At 44.7% G+C, this 23,282-nt stretch carries 20 protein-coding genes; 8 read left to right on the top strand and 12 right to left on the bottom strand.

Annotated elements, in window-relative coordinates:
* Positions 1-49: 49 nt before the first annotated feature.
* Together L0Y31_RS18475 and L0Y31_RS18470 are read right to left on the bottom strand one after the other, a co-directional pair.
* Positions 50-2,893: an AsmA-like C-terminal region-containing protein gene (locus L0Y31_RS18475; protein WP_234734567.1), complete on the bottom strand. Its 2,844-nt coding sequence runs from the start codon at positions 2,891-2,893 to the stop codon at positions 50-52.
* Between the two features lie 127 nt (positions 2,894-3,020).
* A complete protein-coding gene (locus L0Y31_RS18470; RefSeq protein ID WP_234734566.1) occupies positions 3,021-3,704 on the bottom strand; it encodes an MCP four helix bundle domain-containing protein in 684 nt (227 codons plus the stop codon).
* 312 nt (positions 3,705-4,016) lie between these two features.
* Here L0Y31_RS18470 and L0Y31_RS18465 point away from each other — a divergent pair, with 312 nt between their 5' ends.
* Complete coding sequence (locus L0Y31_RS18465; protein WP_234734565.1) at positions 4,017-4,202, top strand: hypothetical protein; 186 nt, start codon at positions 4,017-4,019, stop codon at positions 4,200-4,202.
* A gap of 130 nt (positions 4,203-4,332) precedes the next feature.
* Here the strand turns inward: L0Y31_RS18465 and L0Y31_RS18460 are convergent, their stop codons facing one another.
* On the bottom strand, positions 4,333-6,072 hold the full coding sequence (locus tag L0Y31_RS18460; RefSeq protein ID WP_234734564.1) for an alpha-amylase family protein: 1,740 nt from the start codon (positions 6,070-6,072) through the stop codon (positions 4,333-4,335).
* Positions 6,073-6,252: 180 nt separating this feature from the next.
* Between L0Y31_RS18460 and L0Y31_RS18455 the strand changes: the two genes are divergently transcribed.
* The 4 genes from L0Y31_RS18455 (at position 6,253) to L0Y31_RS18440 (ending at position 10,605) form a co-directional block, all read left to right on the top strand.
* Positions 6,253-6,942, top strand: a complete 690-nt coding sequence (locus L0Y31_RS18455) for a YetF domain-containing protein (RefSeq protein WP_234734563.1) — start codon at positions 6,253-6,255, stop codon at positions 6,940-6,942.
* 7 nt (positions 6,943-6,949) lie between these two features.
* Positions 6,950-7,639, top strand: a complete 690-nt coding sequence (locus tag L0Y31_RS18450) for a DUF421 domain-containing protein (RefSeq protein WP_234734562.1) — start codon at positions 6,950-6,952, stop codon at positions 7,637-7,639.
* Between the two features lie 208 nt (positions 7,640-7,847).
* The gene (locus tag L0Y31_RS18445) at positions 7,848-8,420 is read left to right on the top strand and encodes a hypothetical protein (RefSeq protein ID WP_234734561.1); all 573 of its coding nucleotides are present in this window, start codon (positions 7,848-7,850) and stop codon (positions 8,418-8,420) included.
* Positions 8,421-8,442: 22 nt separating this feature from the next.
* Positions 8,443-10,605, top strand: coding sequence for a cation:proton antiporter (locus tag L0Y31_RS18440; protein WP_234734560.1), 2,163 nt, complete (start codon positions 8,443-8,445; stop codon positions 10,603-10,605).
* Between the two features lie 12 nt (positions 10,606-10,617).
* Here L0Y31_RS18440 and L0Y31_RS18435 read toward each other — a convergent pair whose 3' ends face one another.
* The 5 genes from L0Y31_RS18435 to L0Y31_RS18415 form a co-directional block, all read right to left on the bottom strand.
* Positions 10,618-11,193 carry a hypothetical protein gene (locus tag L0Y31_RS18435; protein ID WP_234734559.1) on the bottom strand — a complete coding sequence of 192 codons (576 nt, stop codon included), beginning with the start codon at positions 11,191-11,193 and terminating at the stop codon, positions 10,618-10,620.
* A gap of 228 nt (positions 11,194-11,421) precedes the next feature.
* A complete protein-coding gene (locus L0Y31_RS18430; RefSeq protein ID WP_234734558.1) occupies positions 11,422-11,721 on the bottom strand; it encodes a LytR/AlgR family response regulator transcription factor in 300 nt (99 codons plus the stop codon).
* A gap of 333 nt (positions 11,722-12,054) precedes the next feature.
* Positions 12,055-12,366: an IS5 family transposase gene (locus tag L0Y31_RS18425; protein ID WP_234734557.1), complete on the bottom strand. Its 312-nt coding sequence runs from the start codon at positions 12,364-12,366 to the stop codon at positions 12,055-12,057.
* A gap of 320 nt (positions 12,367-12,686) precedes the next feature.
* Complete coding sequence (locus L0Y31_RS18420; protein WP_234734556.1) at positions 12,687-13,268, bottom strand: O-methyltransferase; 582 nt, start codon at positions 13,266-13,268, stop codon at positions 12,687-12,689.
* A gap of 386 nt (positions 13,269-13,654) precedes the next feature.
* Positions 13,655-14,029, bottom strand: coding sequence for an iron chaperone (locus L0Y31_RS18415; RefSeq protein WP_234734555.1), 375 nt, complete (start codon positions 14,027-14,029; stop codon positions 13,655-13,657).
* Between the two features lie 506 nt (positions 14,030-14,535).
* Here L0Y31_RS18415 and L0Y31_RS18410 point away from each other — a divergent pair.
* A complete protein-coding gene (locus L0Y31_RS18410; RefSeq protein ID WP_234734554.1) occupies positions 14,536-15,420 on the top strand; it encodes an N-acetylmuramoyl-L-alanine amidase family protein in 885 nt (294 codons plus the stop codon).
* 221 nt (positions 15,421-15,641) lie between these two features.
* On the opposite strand, the gene L0Y31_RS18405 is transcribed toward L0Y31_RS18410, so the two are convergent.
* The gene (locus L0Y31_RS18405; protein WP_234734553.1) at positions 15,642-16,214 is read right to left on the bottom strand and encodes a hypothetical protein; all 573 of its coding nucleotides are present in this window, start codon (positions 16,212-16,214) and stop codon (positions 15,642-15,644) included.
* Between the two features lie 344 nt (positions 16,215-16,558).
* On the opposite strand from L0Y31_RS18405, the gene L0Y31_RS18400 reads away from it, so the two are divergent.
* Both L0Y31_RS18400 and L0Y31_RS18395 read left to right on the top strand, forming a co-directional pair.
* Positions 16,559-16,957, top strand: a complete 399-nt coding sequence (locus L0Y31_RS18400; RefSeq protein WP_234734552.1) for a response regulator — start codon at positions 16,559-16,561, stop codon at positions 16,955-16,957.
* A gap of 738 nt (positions 16,958-17,695) precedes the next feature.
* Positions 17,696-19,036: a tyrosine-type recombinase/integrase gene (locus L0Y31_RS18395; RefSeq protein WP_234734551.1), complete on the top strand. Its 1,341-nt coding sequence runs from the start codon at positions 17,696-17,698 to the stop codon at positions 19,034-19,036.
* A gap of 276 nt (positions 19,037-19,312) precedes the next feature.
* On the opposite strand, the gene L0Y31_RS18390 is transcribed toward L0Y31_RS18395, so the two are convergent.
* The 3 genes from L0Y31_RS18390 to L0Y31_RS18380 form a co-directional block, all read right to left on the bottom strand.
* Positions 19,313-20,371 (bottom strand): hypothetical protein, encoded by a 1,059-nt coding sequence (locus tag L0Y31_RS18390; protein WP_234734550.1) that lies wholly within the window; start codon positions 20,369-20,371, stop codon positions 19,313-19,315.
* A gap of 98 nt (positions 20,372-20,469) precedes the next feature.
* Positions 20,470-21,570, bottom strand: coding sequence for a Druantia anti-phage system protein DruA (locus tag L0Y31_RS18385; protein WP_234734549.1), 1,101 nt, complete (start codon positions 21,568-21,570; stop codon positions 20,470-20,472).
* A 36-nt stretch (positions 21,571-21,606) separates the two neighbouring features.
* Positions 21,607-23,280, bottom strand: coding sequence for an ATP-binding protein (locus L0Y31_RS18380; RefSeq protein ID WP_234734548.1), 1,674 nt, complete (start codon positions 23,278-23,280; stop codon positions 21,607-21,609).
* Positions 23,281-23,282 lie beyond the last annotated feature (2 nt).

The raw sequence follows: 23,282 nt of genomic DNA, 5'->3' as shown, positions 1-23,282 counted from the left end.
TACTTCCAAATAACAATATCAAATGGTCTCTGCGGGGTGTTTTTGCCATTTAGCGGGCAAATGTCGTATCAATTTTTTGGCGTCCCAATTCGCTGGCCCACCGGTAGCGCAAGGCGTTTCGTCGGGTTTCAAAATCGCGGCGGCCTGAAATCTTCAGGTGATATTTGCCCGAATTACCCCGTTGCAAAAACAGGCGACTTTTGAAGGAATTGCCCAGACGAGTCGAATCCACCGTTTGTATCTGGCGAATGCGTCGTTTGTTGTTACCAAATAGCAAATCCATCAGGCCAACTTCCACCAGAAACGAACCCGTCTGATTTAAGGTATAATCGCCCCCGAGATGCAGATGGGAAAGATTGTTGGTCAGGTTGACTCCCGGCGTCATAATTCGGTTTTGCGCCAAAAGGAACCGCACTTCTACATCCTGAAAATAAATATGACTTGTTTTGGCTTTAGGCAAAAAATGAAGCGCCTGCTGAATGGGTTCCACATTGATTAATTCCATTTCCCGAAGCGTAGCGCGGGTGTAGGCCGTTGTCCGGTTGAGGTCGGGCAAAAAGGTTTCATCCAGCTCTGCGCGGTAAACAATGGAGCAATCCAGATTACCCCGAATATTCTCACTTTTGAAAACGTCCAGTTGCAGTTCATCGGCGGCCCGGAAAAGGTGGTACAAATCGACCTGGCGCAGGTTGACGTTCAGGCGAACCGGGTATTGATTGGCCGATGGACCATTCAGTTTTAATACGCCGCGTGCGCCCAGGCGTCCATTGAAAGCATTCATGGTCAGGCGCTCAAGCCGAGCTTCCTCGTCCCGAATAACAGTCTTAAGCGCAAAGTTTTCGCCTTTGAGTGCCCGGTAAGCCAGCTTATTAGCCTTTACCTCCAGATCAAATCGGTAGTCCAACTCATTTTTGCGCTTTCGAGTAGGGCGACGGTAGTTGGTTTGCACTCCGTTCAACTCCGACAAAAAAGCAAATAGGTTTTGTAGATCCAGGGAAGGATAGGAGAGGGTCAGCGCGGCGTAAGGTTGCTGAATGCCATTTTGATTCAGGCGAAACTGTCCTAAACCCGCGATATGGCCCCCGTACGTGGTCTGGCACTGCACTTGCGGAATCCGAACTAGTTCTCCCTGCTTATGAATCCGTACAAACACATTGCTTAGGTTCTCGCGCGAGGGAAGCCGCACTTTATCAACCTGAACAGTGGCCAGACACTCGGCGCCGAACAGAAAGTCCGACAAAAGGCTATCGGGTGGCGGACTTGGTTTGTCGGGTTTGTTTTTGGCAGGTCGACGCAGCTTAAGGTTAGAAAAATCCATTTCGGACCAGTGGGCCTCTAGCCGCGACCGAACCGGATAGGCTTTATGGCCAACCTGCAACCAATACCGAAGTAAATTTCTGATTTCGCCGTTGATGCGGAAAGAGCGTCCGTCCAGTTTACCGCTTACCTCCCGAATTTGAAGCAGATTGTCTTCTTGCATAAACGCGATATCTGCGTTGAGTGCCGTGCAATGACCGGATTCTGAAGCCACCTGGAAGCAGCCGTTCCGGACCTGAAGGGTGCCTTTCCAGAAGGGCTCGATCAAGGACGAATCCGACGTACCCGTAGGTCGTAAAGGGCTATTCAGGGCCAGATCGATGGAAGCGGTACCACTGTAGAGCGAATCGCCCGACCATTTCATCAGGTGTGCCATTTGCGTCAGGGAAAGATTGCCGATAACGGTCCCCTCGAGGACGGGTGATTTTAAGTTCGTTAGGCGTCCCTGCACCGAAATGGTATTGGTATCAGCCTGCATTTTAAACTGCTGGATGGTAAGCGTGGAGGTTTCCAGCGTATTCTTTTTACCATTGTCAAATTCTCCCTGAACCTGTAGGGCCTGAATGACCAGCGGACTTTGGGGCCAGTGATAATCGCGGGCCGAAAACTGAAATGCCATCCGACTATGGGGCCGCGTTTTGGGCCCGCTTCGGCCGTGCATGTGAAATTTAAAGGTGAAAGGGCGCTTGAGGGCGGGATCATCCGCGTAATTTTTGAGTGAATCCGGGAGCAAATCGGTAAGCAGAATCCGGGCCGGCTGGGCGCCTGACAACCGTAAATCCAGCAGGGAGTGTTCCTGATCAGGTAGTTTCTGGTGCCTTCCACTAAACGCAATTACTGAGCCATTGGCTTTGAGCTGGGTATGATGAATGGTGCCGGTTTTGGTGGCGGGATTATAATCATAGGAAGCCGTTGCGGTAAACGGTTGCTGCCGGAATATCTTTAATTTTCGGCTGCTAATGTGTTGAACCGTGCCGTTGAGCGTACCGTGCAGGCGCAAGGCGGGCTTACTCAGGTCACCTTTTAAATCAGCGTGATGAACAAGAAGCGCAAATCCTGTGCTTTTATAAGCATTTTCTACGGTTATGCGGGCATCTTCAATTCGTAAGGCGGCAATATCAACCAAGTGCCCTTTTCCAGCTCCCGAGCTTTGTCTTTTGGCCGCTTTCCAAACCAGAGCCGTTTTTTTGCCCGTAGAATCGACCCACTGGTGATAATTAAGGCCTTTTAGTAGTACTCTGCGGATTGTCCAGCGTTTTTGCAGAAAATCGGTTAAGCCAATCACTACCTGCGCTTGTCGAATGCCAAGAACCTCGCTTTGGGCAGAACTGATATTATCCCGAATGGAAACATTATCGACAGCTACCGAGAGGCGTGGAAAGTGGCGGAGAAGCGAGAAATGAACGTCAAAATCGGCCAATCGCTGCTCCGAGTGCTGGGCAAATTCCTCGCGTATTGTTGAAACAATCTGATCTTTGTAGACCGTGGCTAAGAGAAGCGGGATGAGTAAGCCAACTAGTAAGAAAATAACTGCGGCTGCCAGCAGCACCTTAGCCCAATGAGAAAGCCGTGTCATATCTTAACTGATGGAAGAAATCCTATAGCAACCTTTATGGAAGATGGTACATGATTTAACCATCAACTGGCCATCTGTGTTTAATTCTGATTCTGATTAATAAGGCTTACTAAATACAAAACACCTGTCAGTTAAGGTGAAAAGGCTGATTCCCTCGATCCGTTATTTTCGCGCTGTGGATCAAGCCCAGAATCAGTAACCCAATGACAATGGCAATTGTAATCTGAAAGGTAGATACGGCCTGAAACTGGATCGCTTCGCTGTGGGAGTCCTTAAGCAGTTTCTGACCGACAACAGATTGTATTTTAGTAAGTTTGTTTAACTGTTTAATAGCTTGCTGAAAGACAAGCGTACCTTGTTGTTCAAACAGCTCCTGTCCTGCTTTTTTGTTGTCCGCTTCCAGCAGTTGCAGGACGTTTTGCTCCAGCGAGGTATAGGCTTTGATATGGCTCTTCAATGCCGACAGGCTTGCCGATTCTTCTTTAACCAGATTCGTTTTCTCAAACGCATTGATTAACGAGTCAATGCACTGATTATGTGCCTGAAGCTGGACTTTAATAGCCGGGGAGGTGACCCGCGTGTCTGACAAAAAATGCCTGCTCAGCGCAATTCGCTTGTGGTACAGATTTTCACTTATATAGACGATGTCGATGGTAGGAACCAGCCGATCCTCATAAATGGCTGAAAAAGAATTGTCCATTCCACGGATATTACTTCTGGAAATAAAGGTACTCAGAATAATAAGCGCCATAATTGCCGTTAGCAGAAGGGCCGCTTTTAATTTTTGCTGTATGATAAATGACCATTTCATAGCTGAAACAAAAAAATTAGGAATTAAGACTAACCTATTTCCACATACATCTTCTTTCTAATAACGAAGCCGAGACGCAGAGCTTGTTCGTATAGTTAGATGAATTAGACAAATTTAGCTAAGATTATTGCAATAAATAGAGATTTTTTGCAGTGAACTGATCTTATTGAGCCACATAGATTCATAGTTTTATAAATAACTATTGTTCTAGGAGATTGCCAGTACCTATAGATTTAAGCCATTTTGAGCAAACCAGGTGCTCAAAATCTACGTATATAGCTATGCTCTACACTACTCACTAAATGAAAAAACATGGAATTCCCACTCCCAAACTCACTCAAGCCATTCTATGACGCCATTAAACAAGCCATTGATGAAAACAACGACGAAGTATTAAGGGTTGTACTGACTGCCACATTTTGGGCAGGATACAACCGCCGGGAAGAGGAGTGTTTGGAACAGATGAAAGAGATTCCCGACCAGATTAATTTAAATTGATTCTGCCTTCCGAAGCCATAGTTTTTAGTCACTTTCAATATTATTTTTCAGGGAATTTACGCGCTCAACGTTTATTGGTGAAGCGCCTAAATTCCCTGATTTTTTTGTCAGCCAGCGTAGCGGAAAGACCTTATTTTGTTAGTCGATACCAATTATATCCGTACCCTGGCAATTGCAGGGCGTTGGTGCCGTTGGCTTCTGCGTTGGTTTTAGCCTGGTCAAAAAGGCTAACCAGCGTGGTTGCCTGTTTAAGGCCGGTTGTGAGCTGAAACTGTTGCGGTTCACTGCTAAAATTATGAACCATGACTAGCGAACGCCCCTCCCAATCGTACCGAATTGCCAGCAGGTTGGTCGAGTTGGTGTTAAGAACAGTCCATTTTCCCCATCCAATCTCCGGGCAGGATTTGCGTAGCTTGGAAAACTGTTTGATTCGATTTAGAAGAGAAGCCGAATCGGACAACTGGGCGGCTACGTTTCGTTGCGGATAGCCATACATCCCTTTTGTAATTACCGGACGAACAGTATTACCCGTGGTCGAAAAGCCAGCGTTCGGTTGGTTGGACCACTGCATGGGTGTTCGAACGGAAAGGCGTTCTTTAAGGGTCAGGTCATCGCCCATGCCGATTTCCTCACCGTACCGGATAACCGGCGTACCGGGTAAGGAAAACAGGAGGCTATACGCCATTTCGATCTGGCGGAGATCGCCCAGCATGGGGGCCAATCGCCGACGAATTCCCCGGTTATAGAGCTGCATGTTGGTATCTGGCCCAAACTTGGCGTAAGCTTTGGCGCGTTCCTGGTCGCTGAGTCGATCCAGGTCAATTTCGTCGTGGTTGCGCAAAAAGAAAGCCCACTGCGCGTTGAAAGGTATTTGTTTGGTATCGTTCAGCGCTTTGACAAGGGGTTCTACCTCGCCCGAAGCCAATCCGTAGAAAAGATACTGATTGGCAAAGAAATTAAACATTGTCTGAATGCCCTGCCCGTCTTTGCCAAAATAAGGCTCCTGTTCTTTCGGATCGACGTTGGCTTCTCCCAGCATGATGGCATCTTTTTTATGCCACTGAATGTATTGCCGCAGAAGAGAAATCATGTCGTACTGATGTTGTGGATGGTCCGGATCAAAGTCTGAATGGGCAACCTCAATCAGGAAGGGAACCGCGTCGAGCCGAAATCCGGCAATGCCTTTATCGAGCCAGTGCTTAATAATTTTCCGAAACTCCTGTTGGACCTCTGGATTTTGGGCGTTCAGGTCCGGTTGAAATTCATAGAAGCGGTGGTAATAATATTCACTAGCCACGGAATCGTAGGTCCAGACTGCTTTTTGCACCCCCGGAAAAACCATGCCTGTGTCCCATTTTTCGGGTCTTTCTTTTGACCAGACGTACCACGAGCGATAGCGGGAGTTTTTGTTGCGCCGGGCTTCCTGAAACCAGGGGTGCTGGTTAGAGGTGTGGTTTATCACCATATCCATCATAACCCGAATCCCACGCTGGTTGGCGGCACGCATGAACTCGTCAAAATCGGAGTTGGTGCCAAGACGGCGGTCAATGCCGTAAAAATCAGCTACATCATAACCATCATCCTGGCTGGGCGTCGGCTGAAAAGGAGCCAGCCAAATGGCGTCAACGCCCAGGCCCTTGAGGTAATCCAATTGCTGGGTTAATCCCTTGAAATCACCGACACCGTCGCCGTCGGAGTCCTTAAATACCTCTACATCAAGGTTATAAATAAAACTGTTTTTATACCATAATTCTTCAATAAAGTCCGTTGGAGTTGCAACTGGAGGCGTTGGTGTCTTTTGAGTTTCTTTAGCTTCTTTCTGACAGGCTGTAAATAGGCTTATACCAAAAATCAGGAGTAATCTTTTCATAGATCGACGATTAATTTGCGGAGTGGCAAACACTTAATCTTCTAACCATTCTCGTCAAAATGCTTCTGCCTGATTTTCATTTCCTGATTTTCCGGCCCTTGTATTTATATTTTTTCGATTTAGTCTATAATTAATTCAATAAAGCAAATCTTTTTATTTTATTACCGAGTTCCGTGAGGGATGAAAAAAGATGAAATTCATTTAGGAGACTGGAAGCGCATATTGATTGGCGATGCCCCCTTCGAATTCTTGCTGGAGGTGTTTATTCGGACGTCGCTGATCTACTTGATCTTTCTGGTAACCATGCGTTTGCTGGGTAAGCGCATGAATGGTCAGCTTACGAATCTGGAAATGATTGTTATGCTGACCCTGGGGGCTATTATATCACCAGCCATGCAGCTACCTGATCGTGGTTTATTGTCTGGAGCGCTGGCCTTGGTTTGTGCACTGGCTTTTTTGAGGGGAACAAGCCTTTTGGGTTTTAAAAACAGCAAAGCGGAAAAAATAATCCAGGGAACGGCAACGGTCCTGATTAAAGATGGGGTTATTCTTTTGGAAGAAATGGCTAAAAACCGCCTGTCTCACCAGCAAGTTTATGCAGCTCTGCGTAGTGGTGAGGTTTATAACGTTGGCAAGGTAAAGCGTTTATATTTAGAGGGTTATGGGATGTTTAGTATTTTTGAAGAACCGGAAGATAAACCCGGTTTGTCGGTATTACCGCCCGATGACGACGAAATACACACCATTCACCGCTCCACTGAAGGGAAATTCGTTGCTTGCAGGAATTGCGGAAATACGATAGCTGCTCAGCCTAAACCGGGTCTTTGTCCAATCTGTCAGTCTGACCAATGGGTAGCGGCTGTAATCTGAAAAAACGATGAAAAAGGAAGAAATTCATTTAGTTGATTGGTACCGGATTTTGGTGGGTAACGTGCCGGGGTCTTTTTACATAGAAATTCTGATTCGAGTTTCTGTTGTTTACCTGATCCTGGTGGTTTCCATGCGTCTGATGGGACGGAGGATGGCCTCCAAATTGAGTCGCAACGAAATGGCAGCGATGGTTTCCATGGCGGCCGCTATTGGGGTGCCTATCCTGGATACGCAGCGTGGGTTGTTGCCTGTCATTATCATTGCCTGCGTTATTGTGGTTTCCCAGCAATTAATCTCCCGACGCGCGGCTAAAGATGAAAGCTTTGAGGGAGTTTCGCAGGGAATTATCACGATTTTGATCGAGAATGCCGTTTTGAAACTAGATAAAATGCGGGAGGTTGGCATTAGCCGGGAGTTGTTATTTGCGCAGCTCCGCTCAGAAGGAATTGCTCATCTGGGCTACGTGAAACGCCTTTATCTAGAGGCCAACGGGGCCTTCACGCTGATCGAAGAGAAAGAGCCGAAGCCGGGCCTGTCTATTTTGCCTTTCTGGGATACAGAATACATCGCCGAGCAGGAGCAGGTTGACGATCAATTGGCTTGCAGTTATTGTGGACAACCGCATCCGTCAATGAATAATAAAGAGACGCCTTGCCCTACCTGCAGACGAACGGAATGGGTAGCGCCCATTAAATAGCCTACCCGAATTACGGTTCTTACTTTTGTCCCACGGGCTAGCTTTCGCTGGTCCGTGGGACTTTTTATGCTTGCCTGTTAACGTTTCTTCCTTTATTTTCCCCTAAAATGGCCCGGCACCTGTGAGCCGGGTCGGCACGATGAAGCTTATTTTAAGCTGAAATACAGCACGTGTTCCTGCTAAATGACCCCGACCAATCCCTGTAGTTATGAAAAAACTCCTTTGCCTTTTACTCCTAATCACCTTTATCCTTGGTTGCCAGGACCAGCAACGAGAAAATGAGTTGCAAAAAAGAGAGGCTACCGTAGCGCAGAAAGAACAAACCTTGCAGTTGAAAGAAAACGAGCTGGTCCTTCGGGAAAAAAAACTTCTGGAGAAAGAAAATGACCTCGACAGTGCCAATAATGTAATGGCCATAGACACCGTCTATAACCGGATCGTGGGAGGAACCTGGGCCGTAAAGATGAACTGCATCGAAACAAGCTGCCTTGGGTCGGCCATTGGGGACGTAAAAAATGAACAATGGGAAATTACCAACGAAGAAGGCAAAATAGCGGCCAAGGCTTTTGTGAATAAGAAGCAGGTACGCCAGTATACAGGTTCAATCACGGCAAATGCGCTGGAAATGACCGTTCAGCACATGGAAAACGAAACGCTGCCGGATGCGCAAATGACCGTACGGCTTCAAATGATTAATGACCGTCGCTTGGAAGGTAAACGGGAAATTGTTCGCTCCGATAACTGCAAAATCGTCTATGCGCTGGAGCTGACAAAAAAATGAACCATCACTTAAAAACCGTGCAATGATTTTATTAACCACTCTGGATTTCTCCTTACCGCTGAAAAATCCGGTAGTTATTTTTTCGCTTGTTCTCTTTATCATACTTTTTGCCCCTATTCTTTTCAATCGGATAAAAGTTCCTCACATCATCGGGCTGATTATTGCGGGCGTCATTGTAGGTCCGTATGGACTGAACTTGTTGGTGCGGGATAGTAGTATCGTCCTTTTTGGTACGGTTGGTCTCTTGTACATCATGTTTCTGGCAGGCCTGGAAATCGACCTGACGGAGTTTAAAAAGAATCGGAACAAGATCCTTGTTTTTGGGCTGGCTACGTTCTTATTGCCTCTGGTGTGCGGCGCGCTGGCCAGCTATTACCTGCTCGGCTACGGTTTTTTGTCGTCGGTCTTGCTGGCGAGTATGTTTTCGACCCACACGCTGGTGTCGTATCCAATCGCGAGCCGCTACGGAGTGACGCACAACCGGGCAGTGCTATTGACCATCGGGGGAACCATGATTACCGACATCCTGGCCCTGCTGATTCTAGCCGCTATTTCAGGCATGACGCGCGAAAATGTGACCGCCTCGTTCTGGATTACATTGGGCGGTTCTTCAATGGCTTTCGTTGCCGTCGTCTTTTTTGTGTTTCCCATTATCATCCGCTGGTTTTTCAAGCGCTTCGACGACAGCGTATCGCAGTATATTTTTGTACTGGCTATTGTATTTTTGGCTTCGTTTCTGGCCGAAGCGGCTGGTGTGGAAGCCATTATCGGGGCTTTTTTCTCGGGACTTGTTCTGAATAAATTTGTGCCGCATTCCTCACCACTCATGAATCGAATCGACTTTGTCGGCAATGCCCTGTTCATTCCTTTTTTTCTGATTGGCGTGGGTATGTTGGTAGACGTTGGCGTTCTGGTGAAAGGGACAGGGGCTTTAAAAGTGGCGGGTGTCATTGTGGTGGTTGCCGTAGCGACAAAGTACCTGGCCGCCCGATTAACCCAAAAGGCCTTTAATCTGACGAATGAGGAAGGGCGGCTAATTTTTGGCCTCAGCACCTCCCACGCGGCTGCTACGCTGGCGATTATTCTGGTCGGCTACAACATCATCATTGGTGAAGCGCCCAATGGCGAGCCCATCCGTTTGTTGGATGAAGACGTACTAAACGGGACCATCCTGCTGATTTTGGTGAGTTGCGCCATTAGTTCGTTTGAAGTCGAGCGGGCTGCCCGAAAACTGGCTTTGCTGGAAGAGCGAAATAATGCATCCGAGGAAGATACGAACGAGAAAATCCTGATTTCTCTCGCTTATCCCGATACCGTTTCAGAAATGGTCGATTTTGGCTTGAGCATGCGTCCCCGGAAAAGCAAGATTCCCGTTTATGCCCTGCATATCGTCAGTGATGAGAATGAAACCTTGCAAAGCGGTGCGAGTGCCGGGAGAAAAATGATGGATAAAGCGCAGATGCACGCGGCAGCCACCGAAAATACCATCATACCCCTAACCCGGCACGATGTCAGTATCAGCAACGGAATTATTTATACCATCAAAGAGCAGAATATAACGAGTGTGGTCATCGGCTTGCATCGTTCGTTTAGTCCAAAAAACTTTTTCGGTCCGGTGGCGGAGAAAATACTGAAAAATGTTCTCGAAACCATTTTCGTTTACCAGCCTGTTCAACCCCTGAATACCTTGAGCCGTATTGTGGCCGCTATTCCGCCTAACGCAGAACTGGAACCGGGTTTCTTACACTGGCTGGAGAGCCTGACTATTATCTCAAAAGAGGTAGGTCTACCGCTTTTTTTCTACGCCCACCCCGATACGCTGGAAGTTCTGCAAGACCAAAACCGGTTGGCTGCCAACCCAGTACAGGCTGTGTACAACGCCTTTAGCAATTGGGACGATTTTCTGATTTTTAGTCGCGAACTAAAGCCCAACGACCTGTTTTTTCTCGTTTCCTCCCGCAAATGGCATGTGTCGCACAACACCCAGCTGGATAAGCTCCCGTATTATTTATCCAATTACTTCAAGAACAATAGTTTTATCATCCTTTTCCCAAAGCAGCTGGATCATGGCGTCCACATCGAAGACATCGAGCAGGCGGATGGATCGCTTATAGAAACGCTTTCCGAGAAAATGGGTGCCGTTAATAAAGCCGGTAATTACCTGAAAGGACTGTTTAAAAAATAGCGTTACCGCGCTTTATTTGGAGATAAGGGTGAGTCGGTAATAATCGGCGTCGGCATCCGTTGGGCCCGCGTCCAAGCGCGTCGAAACCACAAATTCGGGCGTTTCCGCCCGAAAATTCCTACCCGTCCGAATGCTTCGCAGGAGTCCTTCCGGGAGAGTTGTCTTGAGCAACTCGAACAGCAATTCGGTTTTGTTGGCAAAGGTTGATTGGGATTTACTCTGGTAGCCTTTGCGGTAACGCAGCATTGTTAATTGCAGTTTTCGAACGTGCTGTTTGTTGCCAGATTCCAGGAAAAAAGCCAGGTTATCCCGGAAGCCATCTGCGTTGCCAGGACCAAACTCGTAGAAATCGGTGGCTGCCAGCCAGCTTTTTCCGTCCGATGACCACGGCTTCAACTCACCAATCCCAACCCGGCTTAACTGGTTCCGAAGGCTATCGACATGCGTGAAAAGGTTAATTTTTGGGGTGCTGGTTATTTTGGTTAACGAAGAGTCGGCGGCCAAGCTGCCCGGGTTGCTTTCGGTTTGTTGAGGAGAAGAGCAAGCTAAGACAAGAAAGCCGGTTAGGGCAAGCAACTGTGTTTTCATACGGGTTATCAAACGAAGAGAATAGCCTTATTCTGGGAACGGGCTGGACTGCCTGCTCTTGTTCCTTTAACTCAAGAAAACAATCGTGATTGTAGGGTGAGTCTGTAACAAGAGCAGTGCTTAAGTCCGCCTAACATACCACTAAAACAGCATCATTTGCAAAGTTTTCTGATTTTTAAATACGCAAATGAGTGCAAGTGCTGTCTTTTCAAAGGATAATGAAAAAGGTTAAGGCCCTTTTCGAATCCTGCTTAGCCGGTCTTCAACCTGTGGCCAGCGACGTCGGCTGACGGGAAGTTCAGTACCGTTCACGAGAATAACCACACCCGACAACGTGTGGGGAAACGGCTTGACCTTTCGGATGTAAGCGGGGTTAACCAAAAAGCTTTTGTGAATTCGGATGTACTCTGGCAGAACGGATTCAAGGTGTTTCAGCGTCTGGGCGGTAATATGCTTTCGACCATCAGAGTAGTGTAACCAGGCGTAGTTTCCCTCGCCGGTTAAGTGAGTAACTGATTCTTTTTTCATGGGACAGAAGTTGGACTATTATTAAGCTACCGACCGCTGCTTATTTTCGGAAGAAGTTTTAAGCAAACGGTAAGTGCAAATCCAAATATCGATTTAAATTGCTGTAAGTCAAATACTTTATGAAGTATCTATTTTAAGGTAACTTACGCGCAATTACTTAATCCCTTGAAGAGGTTACAAAGCCTTATTTGAAACCTAATAAGACCTAGACTACATTAAAAAGGTGATTCCGCAAACGGAGAAGTGCAGAATTTGATCAATTTCCAGGCATTAGGAAGCCCAGGCTGGTGTTAGCGGAGCAACCAGCCTGGAAAATAATTATAGTTGATTTGCTTAGACTGCATTTGACATGGCTACATCGCTAGCCGACTTTTTGGCTTCTGGTAGTTCCAACTCGATCTGCAAATGATCTAATATTTTTGCTAGTGTTCCATCCCGTTGCCAGCGCTTAAAACGGTCGTAGATGGTTTTCCAGGAACCGTATCGTTCTGGCAAATCCCGCCAGGGGGCACCAGAATTTAGAATCCAGAGAATTCCGTTCAGTGTTTGTCGATGAGAATTCCAGGGGCGTCCAGGGCGATTATTAATGGGAAGAAGGCGTTGAATCTTGTCCCATTGCGCATCATTCAATTCATATTTACGCATTATTCCAATAAATAAACTAAGTGAAACAAGTTACTTAACAATCAAACAACGTTCCAAGTTGGATGGATTTATACATAGAATTTACCGTATAGTCTTTAAAATGTAACGAAAGTGACAGATGTTGTCTTATATCTCTATAAATAAAAGACAACGATTAAGACCTAAGATTCGGTAAATGGTCACATATCAGATATAAAAACTCCACTTTGGATATTTTTATACAGCCTTTTTTAGCGGTATAAATGTCTGATTAATCAGTAGATAAGATAATGATACTTTAAAAAAGAAAATTATGGGTCAGGCAGGATTTTTGCGCGATTTTATTTTTTCACGGCCAATAATAAACCTGTCGACCAATTCATTTTTGTTATTCGAAAGGCTTCATTTTCTTCAAACCACTGCACTAGTCGGGCCGCTTTTTCGCCATGTCCAGCCGGCCAGTTGGGTTGGGGAAGCATATCGTCAATTAAATAAATACCTCCTTTTTTGAGTAACGCCAAGGCTTCGGTGAGGTGATTGTATTTGCCCGGCCAGGCATCAGCAAAGATAAAATCGATGCTCTCGGCAGGCAGGCGACTAATCACATTTTCGCCGTTATCCAGATGGATCTCTATGCGGGGGTCGTTCCCCAGGTATTTCCGAGCCACCGACAGCGGTTTTTCGTCATTGTCGACAGTGATCAATCTGGAGTGATCGTCCATGCCATCGAGAAGCCAGCAAGTAGAGATGCCGGTACCCGTTCCGAGTTCCAGAAGATGCCCACCCGGCCGGGTAGCAGCCAGCGTCCGGAGTAGCGAACCGGTCTGTTTATCGGAAGGCATTCCAAAATTCTGGGCTATTGTTTCTTCCCAAATGGCGTCAAAATGAATCGGCTCCTCAAAGTTGATCTGGTCGTTTAACATAATTTATATTTCCATTTATTCATTTTTGGCAATTTACTAATTACTCCATCTTCAGGAGGATTTTTTGTGTTTGCTGTGCATTAATCGCGCCAATTCGATCCACTTTAATTAGTTTTCGGTATTTATTATTGCTGCTGAAGCCAAGCCGTGCAAAGACCTAATTGCTTTTTGGTAGTGGTACACAGGAAAATAACTGCCAAGACAAAGTGATCGTCGTGAATCTACCAGGCGAGCATTGCTGTAATTTGGAACGAGCCAATTTTCTGGAGTAACACTATTCTCAGAGGCCGAAAAAGATAAGCTTTCGTGTAGACATAGGCTAGTTGCCAGGTATTTCTGTGTCTGACAAAAGGAAAAAGGCTAGTCTTGTCAAGCGTCAAATTCCGTTACTTTACCTTTTTGCGTTTTATGGCTTGTTCGGCGTTTTCCTGAATCCGAAAGGTAACGATTTGAGTAATTAAATCGAGAGGGAGTGGCTTATTGAGCGGAAAATGAATCGATCCTTTAGTGCCTTTATAAGGGGCAATTTCCTCCTTGAATGCACTAGTTCCAGAAGGGGTAGGGTAGAGTCCAAAATGCTTTTTAAAAGCGGCAAAGTGAACCAAGTTTCCGTTTAACACAAAGGTTGGTATACCATATTTGATGGCCTCTTTTGCCTCTGGTGCAGCTTGATGAATGGCACCCCGGATTTGCTCAAGACCCTCGGCAATTTCTTCAGGAAAGCCAGCGATGTAGGCATCGACAGTCGTAGGGTTATGCATAGTAGTTTAGGTTTTGCGGTTAAATATTGGTTAACATACAAATTACTATTTCTCCGTCATATTTTTTGATTCAACAAGTCGAAGTAACCTTAATCACTGGTTTTAAAAATAAGAAATAGAGGTAAATAGGATTGCCGCTATTTTCAAAAGTCAAGGAAAAGATTTGTTTGTAAGCCAGCTATGGACTATTTAAACTATTAATTTTTGTTGATAATTATGTCTGATAATAGTTTATTGAGCAGACGATAAGTACTATTTTTCTTGGTCTCCTTTAAAAGATAGGAGTTTAGCGAGTGGCTTGCTGCTCCATCGACTAGCCTGTACTTTTGTCTGTCCATTGTTAACCTATTCAGGTTCTAGTCGAAAATAGCGATCAGGAACGGTGCAGGACATTTAGTCAAACCAGCGAGTTGCAAACGATTTTACTTTCTTTTCTTTTTTTTACCCTATCCTGGAGCCTTGGTTCCCCATTATCGGAAGGGAGTGCCGGTACTTTTACTCATGCGATGGGAAAGCCCCAGACGGGAAAGTCCCGCGTTACGGCTGCCCCGCCGAAAGCAGGGAATAAAAAGCAGCAAACCCGAAAAACCAGTACCAAATCGGCTAAGCAGGTGAAGCGCGTTCGGGTGAAGAACGCGAATAAATCCTCGAAGGTGAAGCAACAGGCAAATCGTTCGTTAGCAAATAAAACAACGTCCCGAAAGCCGCTCGGTGGCACTGTTTTCTATCTTGCTTCGGGCCACGGTGGACCGGATCCGGGCGCTATTGGGCGCTATGGCCGTTATTTGCTTCCCGAAGATGAGTATGCCTACGATGTTACTATCCGTCTCTCACAGATCCTGAAACAGCAAGGAGCTACCGTCTATATGATGGTGCAAGACCCTGATGATGGAATTCGCAACGAGGCTGTTCTGAAACTGGATAAAGACGAGGTAGCTTACCCCAACCTGCGGATTCCCCTCAACCAGACGGCTCGGTTAAATCAGACGACAACGGCCGTGAACCGGCTTCATGCACGTCATAGAGAATCCTACCAGCGTCTGATTACCATTCACGTTGACAGCCGCAGCCAGGGGCAAACCATTGATGTGTTTTTCTATCACCACGAGCGTAGTGCGGCGGGGCGCAGACTGGCGGAACACATACACCGTCGGTTTAAAACCAATTACCGGCGCTATCAACCTGCCCGGTCCTATTCCGGGAATGTCACTACCCGAAGCAGCCTTTATGTCGTTCGGAATAGCCATCCACCAACCGTTTTTATTGAGTTAGGAAATATCCAAAACCGACAGGATCAACGTCGGTTCTTGTTAGCCAGCAACCGCCAGGCGCTGGCGAGCTGGATGGCACAAGGTATTTTGGATGATTATCGTTCCCGCAAAGGCCAGTAAAAAGAGTGCCGCTTAATATTCGTCGCAGTTTTTACCTTAAATAAGGAGTAGAAAATAAGGAAAACAATACTTTATAGAGTAGTTTAGGTTTAAACTATATTATTAGGTGAATAAAGAAGTAATGATTGTACAGCCCCAACATTTGTTGGGGTTTTGTGTTGCTGGGTATTAGATCAATAAAGAGGGTCGGTTAACTGACTTTAAGATGCTGTGGTAGTGATTCAGAAATCGCTAATGTTATAGGGTTTGGGTTTGGGTAATTTGGGAGCTATCTTCGATAAATAATTGACGACAACAACACAGGAGTCTTGTTTCGCGGTTTCAACGTAGGAGAGGGCTATAATCGTCCGGGGCTGCTCCCAGGCTTTAAGCAGATAGGAGAAGTCAAAAAGATCCAGGGCGTATTCCTGGCCTGGTGCGCTCTTTTTCAAGGCTTTCAGGTCAAGGTGCTCAAGGGGTTTGCCGTATTTTTGTGATAGAACTTTTTCTAAATCCAGGTAAGCGGTCATGCATTCTTTCTGCTCGATGCTATAAGGGCGGTAGTTATAGTTTGCCCGAACCAATTTACCCCGTTCAAAATCGTAATCCACGGAAAACGTATCACCAGCCAGGACGATTCCTGTATACCGGATTCGGTCCTTCCCAAGGTCTATTCGCTTGCCTGCTTTCTCGGAAGCAATAACCTGTTCCTTGGTCATGTTCCAGCTAGTCTGGCGGAAATCATAATTTTTTTGCCGGAAGGAGGCAAGGCCAATAACAAGTAGAAGAGCGCAAAGGGCGGATATCTTTTTCATAGTCGGCAGCTATGGGGAAGTAAATATTTTGTTAGAATTCTGATAACTCAGCTATTTGGGACGGTATTTACTGAAAAACGTCACTGAGGCCGGGGTGGCAAATTCGCAAGTTTTTTGGTTTACATGCCTCTGGAACCCTCTTTTTTAGTCTGTTTGACTATTTAAGACAAGCCAATCAGCGATTCTTCTATGCTCGCTAATCGGGGCCTTCACCAGGGGTTTAGTCTATTAATTAGAAGAGGATTGGATCATAGAGCGGCCAAATAAAAAACTATTTGCGCGTTAGAAGGTATATATTTTACCTAATTGAACGGGTTCCTGGACAGGGGTTAATACATGAAAAAATGAAACAAAAACCCGAAATTTGGATGGTGGATGATGATGAGCTTGTAGGAGATCTGATTCAGCATGCCTTTCTCAAAGAGAACCTTTCCTGCCAGCTCATTAATTTCGGCACTGGATCGGAGTTGTTGGCGCATATCGAAAATGCATCTGAGCTGCCTGCCTTGTTGCTACTAGATTATTATTTGCTGGGCCAAAATGGCATTGAGTTATTTAAGGTGCTGCAAGAAAACCCGGATGTGCGAGCTGTGAAGGTCGTTTTGTTCAGCGATTATCTGAAGTCCAGCATCGTGCGTCAGGCTGAAGAAGCTGGTTTGTATGACGTGGAACGCAAGCCCAGCAATTTTAACGAATGGCGTCGATTTGCGAAGGATCTTTGTCTAGCGGGTCATTTTTCCTAGTGACGAGTGATGGCTGAACGGACTCTTTAATGTCAATCAACTTAGTAGCAGGCGTCATCGGACTACTTATTCTTGCGAGCTTCACAATCATCGAAATGCATCATTGTGGGTGCTGGAGCCGCAACAGTGGCTATTCCTTCACTAGTAGGACATATTTAAGCGAAATCATGGCCACCGGCCATAATTAATGGCAAGCAGTCGTCTCATAAGCCCTTTATTAATGGTTTATATCGCCGTTTTGTTGACTCTGGCCGTTATCAGCCTATATATGATATAAATCATGCCTTCTGGAGAGCTTAGTTATACTATGATCAAGCTTTATAGTCTAGTTTAGTATCTAGGTACCTTTAGAGACAGTACTTTAGATGTAGGCATAAATCCCATTGGCACTGTCGATGGGATTTATTTTGCGAGAGGTGCTACCTGGAAACAGTGGAAGCCTTTAAAAATTGGAGGCCACCTTATCCAAAATGGGGAATATAACCGATATAAAACCAAAAAGCCTTTAGTATTTCTACTAAAGGCTTTTTGGTTAAGTGCACTCGTAGGGATTCGAACCCCAAACCTCCTGATCCGTAGTCAGCAGGGATAGCACTATGTTTATTTATGAATAGCCAATAATGTTCGATTCTGGGCAAATTTAAGGCTTTTTTGTTATGGATGTTTATGTTTGTTTATGGATGATTGTGTAAATTGTGGGCGAGTCACTGGGCGAGTCTCGCCCAAATCACCAGCCCCATGAACCCTCTGCAAGCCAGCCTTAAGCTCTCCTTTGACAAAGCTAAACATGATTTGGTTTCCCTCAAACTCCGCGTCAATTACAAGGGCGATCGCAAGCGCTACGCCCTGCCCATCAAGGAAGGGATTCTGATTTCAGAAACCGAGTTCGAGCGCCTGTTGAAGTTCCACGAGTCCCAGAACAAGCGGGTAGCGGCCGAGACCCAGAAGCTCTACGCCCGCATTCTACCCTTCATCGAAAAAGCTGAGGCGGTGATCGAGCAGCTCGGAGCTAATTTCTCGTTTGAACTTTTCAAAGAAGCCTTCTACTCGGAAGGAAAGGCTGAGGAGGTGATCATTCAACCGCACGACGTGATTACCCTCATGCAGGCCAAGGCCGAGGCCATGGATGCCGAGGATCGTCCCGGCAACGCCGATATGTACATCGTGGCGGCCAAGTCCCTGATTCGTTTTAGGGATGCCATGACGCCCCAGCAGCGCCGCAGCCTTATGCCCGGTAGCGGCGATTCGCTTTTGTTTTCCCACCTGACACCGACTTTCTTGAAAGCCTACGAACGCTGGATGCTAAAAAGCGGGAAGATTTCCCAGAAACCGGGCGGGCCGAGTAGTGGAGCCAGCATCACCACGGTGGGTATCTACCTCCGCGAGGTGCGGGCCGTTTATAAAGAGGCTATCAAAAAAGGGCTGGCGGGACAGTCGGACTATCCCTTCGGGGAGTACACCATCCCGTCAGGCAAGAATACCAAGAAAGCGCTCACCAAAGAAGATATCCTAAAGATTATGCAGCACCCCTGCGCTGAGGGCATGGAGCAGCGCGGGCGGGACCTGTGGGTGTTTTCCTACCTGTCTAACGGTATGAACCTTTCGGACATTTGCCGCCTGCGCTGGCGGGACATTGACAAAGAGAAAAAGGCCATCTCGTTTGTGCGGGAAAAGACCAGGGAAACCAGCAAGGCCGGACAGGCTAAAATTACCGTCAAGCTTTTCCCTGAATCGCTGGCCATCCTGGAGCGGTGGGGGACTAAGGAAGCGGCGGATGGCGACTTTGTTTTTCCGTTCCTAACCGATGAGATGACCGCCCGGCGCAAAAAGGAGATCATCAAACAGGTCGTCAAGGATACCAACAAGCACGTCAACAAGATCGCCCAGGCGGTGGGCATCAAAGGGGAGGTGAACACCTACGAGGCCCGGCACTCATTCGCCACGATCCTGCTTCGATCCGAAGCGCCGGTGGCGTTTATTAGCCAGGCACTGGGGCATAAGAACATCGCCACGACCGAGGCCTATCTGGGGAGTTTTGAGGACGAGCAAACGCAGAAGTATCTGGATTCGCTGTTGTAGGGAATCAAAAAAAAGGAAGACTTATCGTAAGTCTTCCATGAGAAATTAATACGGTAAGTAGAAATCGAAAAACGTGATAATGACAAGTAGCGCAACTGCTACGAAGATCACGTCCTTAACGTAGATGCGTTTCCAGGTCCAATGTCTGAGCTTAGGGATCATACCAATAGTAAAGTATTGGATAAAGTACAAAGTCAGTATGGCAACTGTAAACGAGGCAGCAAATGAAATGCTATTCAATGCAACCCTCATGGTTCCTCCTCTGTTTTAGTGTATTTAATCATTAACACTTTTAGATGGCTTATCGTTCGAGTCCTGCACTCTCATTTCCAGCACCTTAATAAGATCTTCTGGTTTTTGAATTTGCAATTTTTTAATATTATTATCAAGTACTTGCTTCTTTATGTCTCTATTTTGTTGATTATTTTGATAGTCAATCACTTTTTGAATTAATCCAACTGTACTTAAATCAAGCTCAAAACTTCCTGATTTTATTTTAAAACCCCCTCCGAAGGCACCAATGACAAGTATACCAATGATAACCGCAACACCCTTCTTCTTAGTAGATAATTGAATGCGCCCTGGAGATTGAAGAGTTAGCTTCACCTCTACATCTGAGGTGTCAATCGCAAGATTATTTTCCTTACAAAATTCATCGACCACATTCAGAAGAGCGTATCCCATATTAAAAAGGTCTCTTGCTTTGATGTCCTCTTCAGTTTGGACATTTAAAATCAAATTGGCTTCGTTCCCTTTAATATAGAAATCATTTAACATATTATCTATATAGTTTGCATAGGAAGTAGCTTCGGTGATAATATGATGAGAAAAAAGTAGTTTATATAGAATAGGCTCTAAGTCATCTCTGCGAACTTCTTTTAACCATTTAACGGGCTTTCTTTTCTGATAAGTACAGATTTCATGCTCCGAAAAATTTCCAGAGGGGTATTTTATTTCTTCTTCGATTTTGACCTCCGTTTGAAGAACCTCACCAATTGTTATTGACTGAGAGCTAACACTCGGTATCAATACGATATCTCCCTCCTTTATTTCATATGTAAACCTCATTAACTGTGAAGCCCCATATTTTGGTCTTTTTTCATCAGGCTGCTGAATTCTGATTTTATTTATCAATAATTCTAAAGGAGAGGTTTCATTCGTCTGAGAACCAATGATGTCGTCTAAGGTTATGTAATCATACCCAATCGCTATGAATCCATCTTGTTTAAAATGCTCATAATAATGTCCGCCTTGCGTCCGAAACAACCAGTAATTCCGCTTTGGATCAATTCTTAAAGCGTGTTTTAGGATTTTATCTAGTTCTGTGATTTCCATCTATCTGAAACAAATCTAACTGAATTCTCTAAAATTCAGTTAGTTATATTGGTTTTATGTAAGGTAATAGCTACAAGTTTTAAGCTTAAACTGTAAAATTAAACTTCTCCTAGCCTTTCAAGCAGCCTGTCCAAGCGAGGAAGTAGCCATCTAGTACGCCAATAGGTTACAAGTTCCGTACGGGAGTATTTAATAAACTTGGGTTTTGCATCCTTCATTGTTAAGAACTCGCGCCAGTTTACCGCTAATGGACAAGTATAGTAAGCCCGCTTCCAGCCAATCGTAAGCATTCCATCGTTATTAAAGCCTAAATTCTCCAAACCTACTATAAGGGTCCTTAATTTCCAGTTTGAACCTTGACCATAGGCATAACTTGAGAACTTTTCTTTAGGAACAAATTCCTTAATAATTTCCCAACTGCCATTAGCCGTGATATGCAAATGGCTCTTTCCTTGCGTATAATCAACAAAGTTCCAATTAAGAAGCCGGGTGTAGATGGAGGACTTTTGAAAAGCGCCATAAGTATCAATCATTACTAACTCCGGGATTTTTTTCTTTCCAGAAATAATAGTTTCATTATTCACGTATTTTTTGCGAAAAGCTGTCCTCACTTCTGGCAACATGGCACAAAGAGCAACTAGCTTAGAACCGAGGAGTGTGTTATAAGGAGGAACCGATCCTAAAACATAAGCAGTCAGGCAGTTATAAAGCCTCTCTATTTTTTGTTCTCTATTCCAGCCAACAAAGTTATCCCTTAAGGTTGACCCAATTAGTGGATCGCAAAGGCCGAAAACGCCGATGACTTTGTTGTTTTGTCGGTCAAATACTATAAATCGCAAACGTCTTCCGTAACCTGCACTTACGGGTACAGACCAGAAGGTCATAGCATAAGACCAAATTTTACCACTTAATTCATTGCTTTTTACTTCGACCAAATAAGGGTTTATCCGCATTGGATCTATCTCTGCTGGTTGAGCAAAATAGCTTTTTACCTTATCGTCGAATTTATTTGCATTGCCATTCGTTAATCTGGCCAACCTCAGTTGGGTGTCACGAAGATCCGGTACCTCTAAATGGCGCTTTTGATCGTTCCAATTAATCCCATAAGAAGACAGTTTATGGAGAATAGCTTTCCTGGCTTGACGCCTTTTTATTTTTTCAAGGACTTCAAGTAGCCTTTCTGATTTATCTATTTTCATAAACTAATAAAACCAATATATCTCAGTGATTATTAATCAACGATTTGACTTGTGCTTTCCTAATTGAGCATCAGAGTACACAAACTCTTTAACTTGTTCTTCAAATTCAGATACTCTAACAGGTATTGCAAATGACTGATTAGAGGAAACCATATATAAGTTGCCTACAATAGTTTCTGACTGAATAAACTTAGCAATAACACCATCATAATTTATATTGCTTTCAACCAAAGCCTTAATATCTTTTAAATTACCCATATGCAGTACAAAGAAATTTTCGGCCTGTGTACGAATCTCTTCAGAAATTGCAGAGGGCCTTTGAGTAATAGCTACCAAACCCAAGCCGAATTTTCTACCTTCTTTTGCAACTCTAACAAAAGCATTAGCGTTAGATCTTACAAATTCTTCTGATAGTACATTTTGTGCTTCTTCAACAAAAACAACAGCGTTAATTACTGATGCACTTGAGGACGCTGGTGAAGTATAATAACTTTTGTTGTTTTCAAAAAGCTTCCTAATCAGGATAGTTGAGATGATACTTGATTCAGCATTATCCTTTAGGGACAAATCAATAATGACAGTCTTACCCCTTTTTAGAGATGCAAATACGTCTTCAACCAAATTAGATTGACTATAATGTAAACCTTTGTTATTATCTAGTAAAAAAGAAAGGCGTTTACGAATAGCTAAAATAGTTTTTCTTGCACTTACGTCTTCTTTGACTTCACCTTTTGTATTTTTATTTTCAGGCCAAAAATCAGAGAAATCTCTATGTAATAGACTTGGCTGTGCAACATAGGTATCTATTTTTGAAACAAAGTCTCCTATTTGGTTGTCATCTAAATATAGGAGAAAGGACTTCATCACTTCAGAAAAGCCTGCACTGAAATTAAGTATATCACCAACGGACAGGTGCTTGTGCATATTTATTGCAACTTTTCCGGAATAAGAAAATCTGCCCTTAGGATCAATGTTATTATCTGAATAAACAATTAAATTCTTTCTAATAGCGTCTGAATCAATGTCTCCAAAGCCATATGTTTTAGGAGTACTTTTTGAATATTCGCCGTTTAGATCAAATATAAGCTTTCCATACTTTGCGTTATTGATAGTATTATGTATCAAGACCTTCATCAGATTGGTTTTTCCAAAGCCTGACTGAGCGAAAACCATTGTGCGTTTTTCCCTTAATTTATCAGTATCAAATAAAATTGAGGTATCACTATGTTGATCCTCCCCAATACATAGCGTTCCAATTAAAGTCCCCTTTTCGTTTGTTTTATTCAAGATATTTTCTGCCTCCCTGGGTTTAAGATGTCTGGCATGATACGAAACAACGGGTAATTTCCTGACTGCCGTTGTGAAGTTTTTGCCATCACCCTCAAATGTTCCCAATATTTTTACCTTATAGGTATAACTGAACATCTTCTGCTTGTCTCGGTCAGAAAGTTCTCTCTCTGAAATCCGAGCATAGTGTACGGCAATTAATGTTTTATCTTGATTCCTAAAAATAGGATCTTCATCATAAATTTCGGCTTCGACACGCGCCAAAAACTTTCTTCCATCTTCATTTTTTGGCGTAAGCACTATGAAGTCCCCCGTTTGAGGGCTGGCTTTTGCATCGTCGTAAGAGGAATAGATTAATAAGGCATCTTCAGTGGTCTTTTGACCATAAAGGACGCCGAAATCATGTTGGGTTGATCTTGTCATTT

Source organism: Tellurirhabdus bombi (assembly GCF_021484805.1).
Taxonomy (GTDB): domain Bacteria; phylum Bacteroidota; class Bacteroidia; order Cytophagales; family Spirosomataceae; genus Tellurirhabdus; species Tellurirhabdus bombi.
Note: the sequence above shows the minus strand (reverse complement) of the source record. Positions and strands in the feature narration are given on the sequence as shown.

What these genes read in the sequence shown, in the direction of transcription:
- L0Y31_RS18450 (WP_234734562.1), top strand. Translation starts at nt 6,950, where the DNA reads ATGAAAAAGGAAGAAATTCATTTAGTTGATTGGTACCGGATTTTGGTG.
- L0Y31_RS18390 (WP_234734550.1), bottom strand. Translation starts at nt 20,371, where the DNA reads ATGGAAATCACAGAACTAGATAAAATCCTAAAACACGCTTTAAGAATT.
- L0Y31_RS18465 (WP_234734565.1), top strand. Translation starts at nt 4,017, where the DNA reads ATGGAATTCCCACTCCCAAACTCACTCAAGCCATTCTATGACGCCATT.
- L0Y31_RS18455 (WP_234734563.1), top strand. Translation starts at nt 6,253, where the DNA reads ATGAAAAAAGATGAAATTCATTTAGGAGACTGGAAGCGCATATTGATT.
- L0Y31_RS18430 (WP_234734558.1), bottom strand. Translation starts at nt 11,721, where the DNA reads ATGAAAAAAGAATCAGTTACTCACTTAACCGGCGAGGGAAACTACGCC.
- L0Y31_RS18385 (WP_234734549.1), bottom strand. Translation starts at nt 21,570, where the DNA reads ATGAAAATAGATAAATCAGAAAGGCTACTTGAAGTCCTTGAAAAAATA.
- L0Y31_RS18405 (WP_234734553.1), bottom strand. Translation starts at nt 16,214, where the DNA reads ATGAAAAAGATATCCGCCCTTTGCGCTCTTCTACTTGTTATTGGCCTT.
- L0Y31_RS18410 (WP_234734554.1), top strand. Translation starts at nt 14,536, where the DNA reads ATGGGAAAGCCCCAGACGGGAAAGTCCCGCGTTACGGCTGCCCCGCCG.
- L0Y31_RS18440 (WP_234734560.1), top strand. Translation starts at nt 8,443, where the DNA reads ATGATTTTATTAACCACTCTGGATTTCTCCTTACCGCTGAAAAATCCG.
- L0Y31_RS18470 (WP_234734566.1), bottom strand. Translation starts at nt 3,704, where the DNA reads ATGAAATGGTCATTTATCATACAGCAAAAATTAAAAGCGGCCCTTCTG.
- L0Y31_RS18420 (WP_234734556.1), bottom strand. Translation starts at nt 13,268, where the DNA reads ATGTTAAACGACCAGATCAACTTTGAGGAGCCGATTCATTTTGACGCC.
- L0Y31_RS18475 (WP_234734567.1), bottom strand. Translation starts at nt 2,893, where the DNA reads ATGACACGGCTTTCTCATTGGGCTAAGGTGCTGCTGGCAGCCGCAGTT.
- L0Y31_RS18425 (WP_234734557.1), bottom strand. Translation starts at nt 12,366, where the DNA reads ATGCGTAAATATGAATTGAATGATGCGCAATGGGACAAGATTCAACGC.
- L0Y31_RS18445 (WP_234734561.1), top strand. Translation starts at nt 7,848, where the DNA reads ATGAAAAAACTCCTTTGCCTTTTACTCCTAATCACCTTTATCCTTGGT.
- L0Y31_RS18400 (WP_234734552.1), top strand. Translation starts at nt 16,559, where the DNA reads ATGAAACAAAAACCCGAAATTTGGATGGTGGATGATGATGAGCTTGTA.
- L0Y31_RS18460 (WP_234734564.1), bottom strand. Translation starts at nt 6,072, where the DNA reads ATGAAAAGATTACTCCTGATTTTTGGTATAAGCCTATTTACAGCCTGT.
- L0Y31_RS18395 (WP_234734551.1), top strand. Translation starts at nt 17,696, where the DNA reads ATGAACCCTCTGCAAGCCAGCCTTAAGCTCTCCTTTGACAAAGCTAAA.
- L0Y31_RS18415 (WP_234734555.1), bottom strand. Translation starts at nt 14,029, where the DNA reads ATGCATAACCCTACGACTGTCGATGCCTACATCGCTGGCTTTCCTGAA.
- L0Y31_RS18380 (WP_234734548.1), bottom strand. Translation starts at nt 23,280, where the DNA reads ATGACAAGATCAACCCAACATGATTTCGGCGTCCTTTATGGTCAAAAG.
- L0Y31_RS18435 (WP_234734559.1), bottom strand. Translation starts at nt 11,193, where the DNA reads ATGAAAACACAGTTGCTTGCCCTAACCGGCTTTCTTGTCTTAGCTTGC.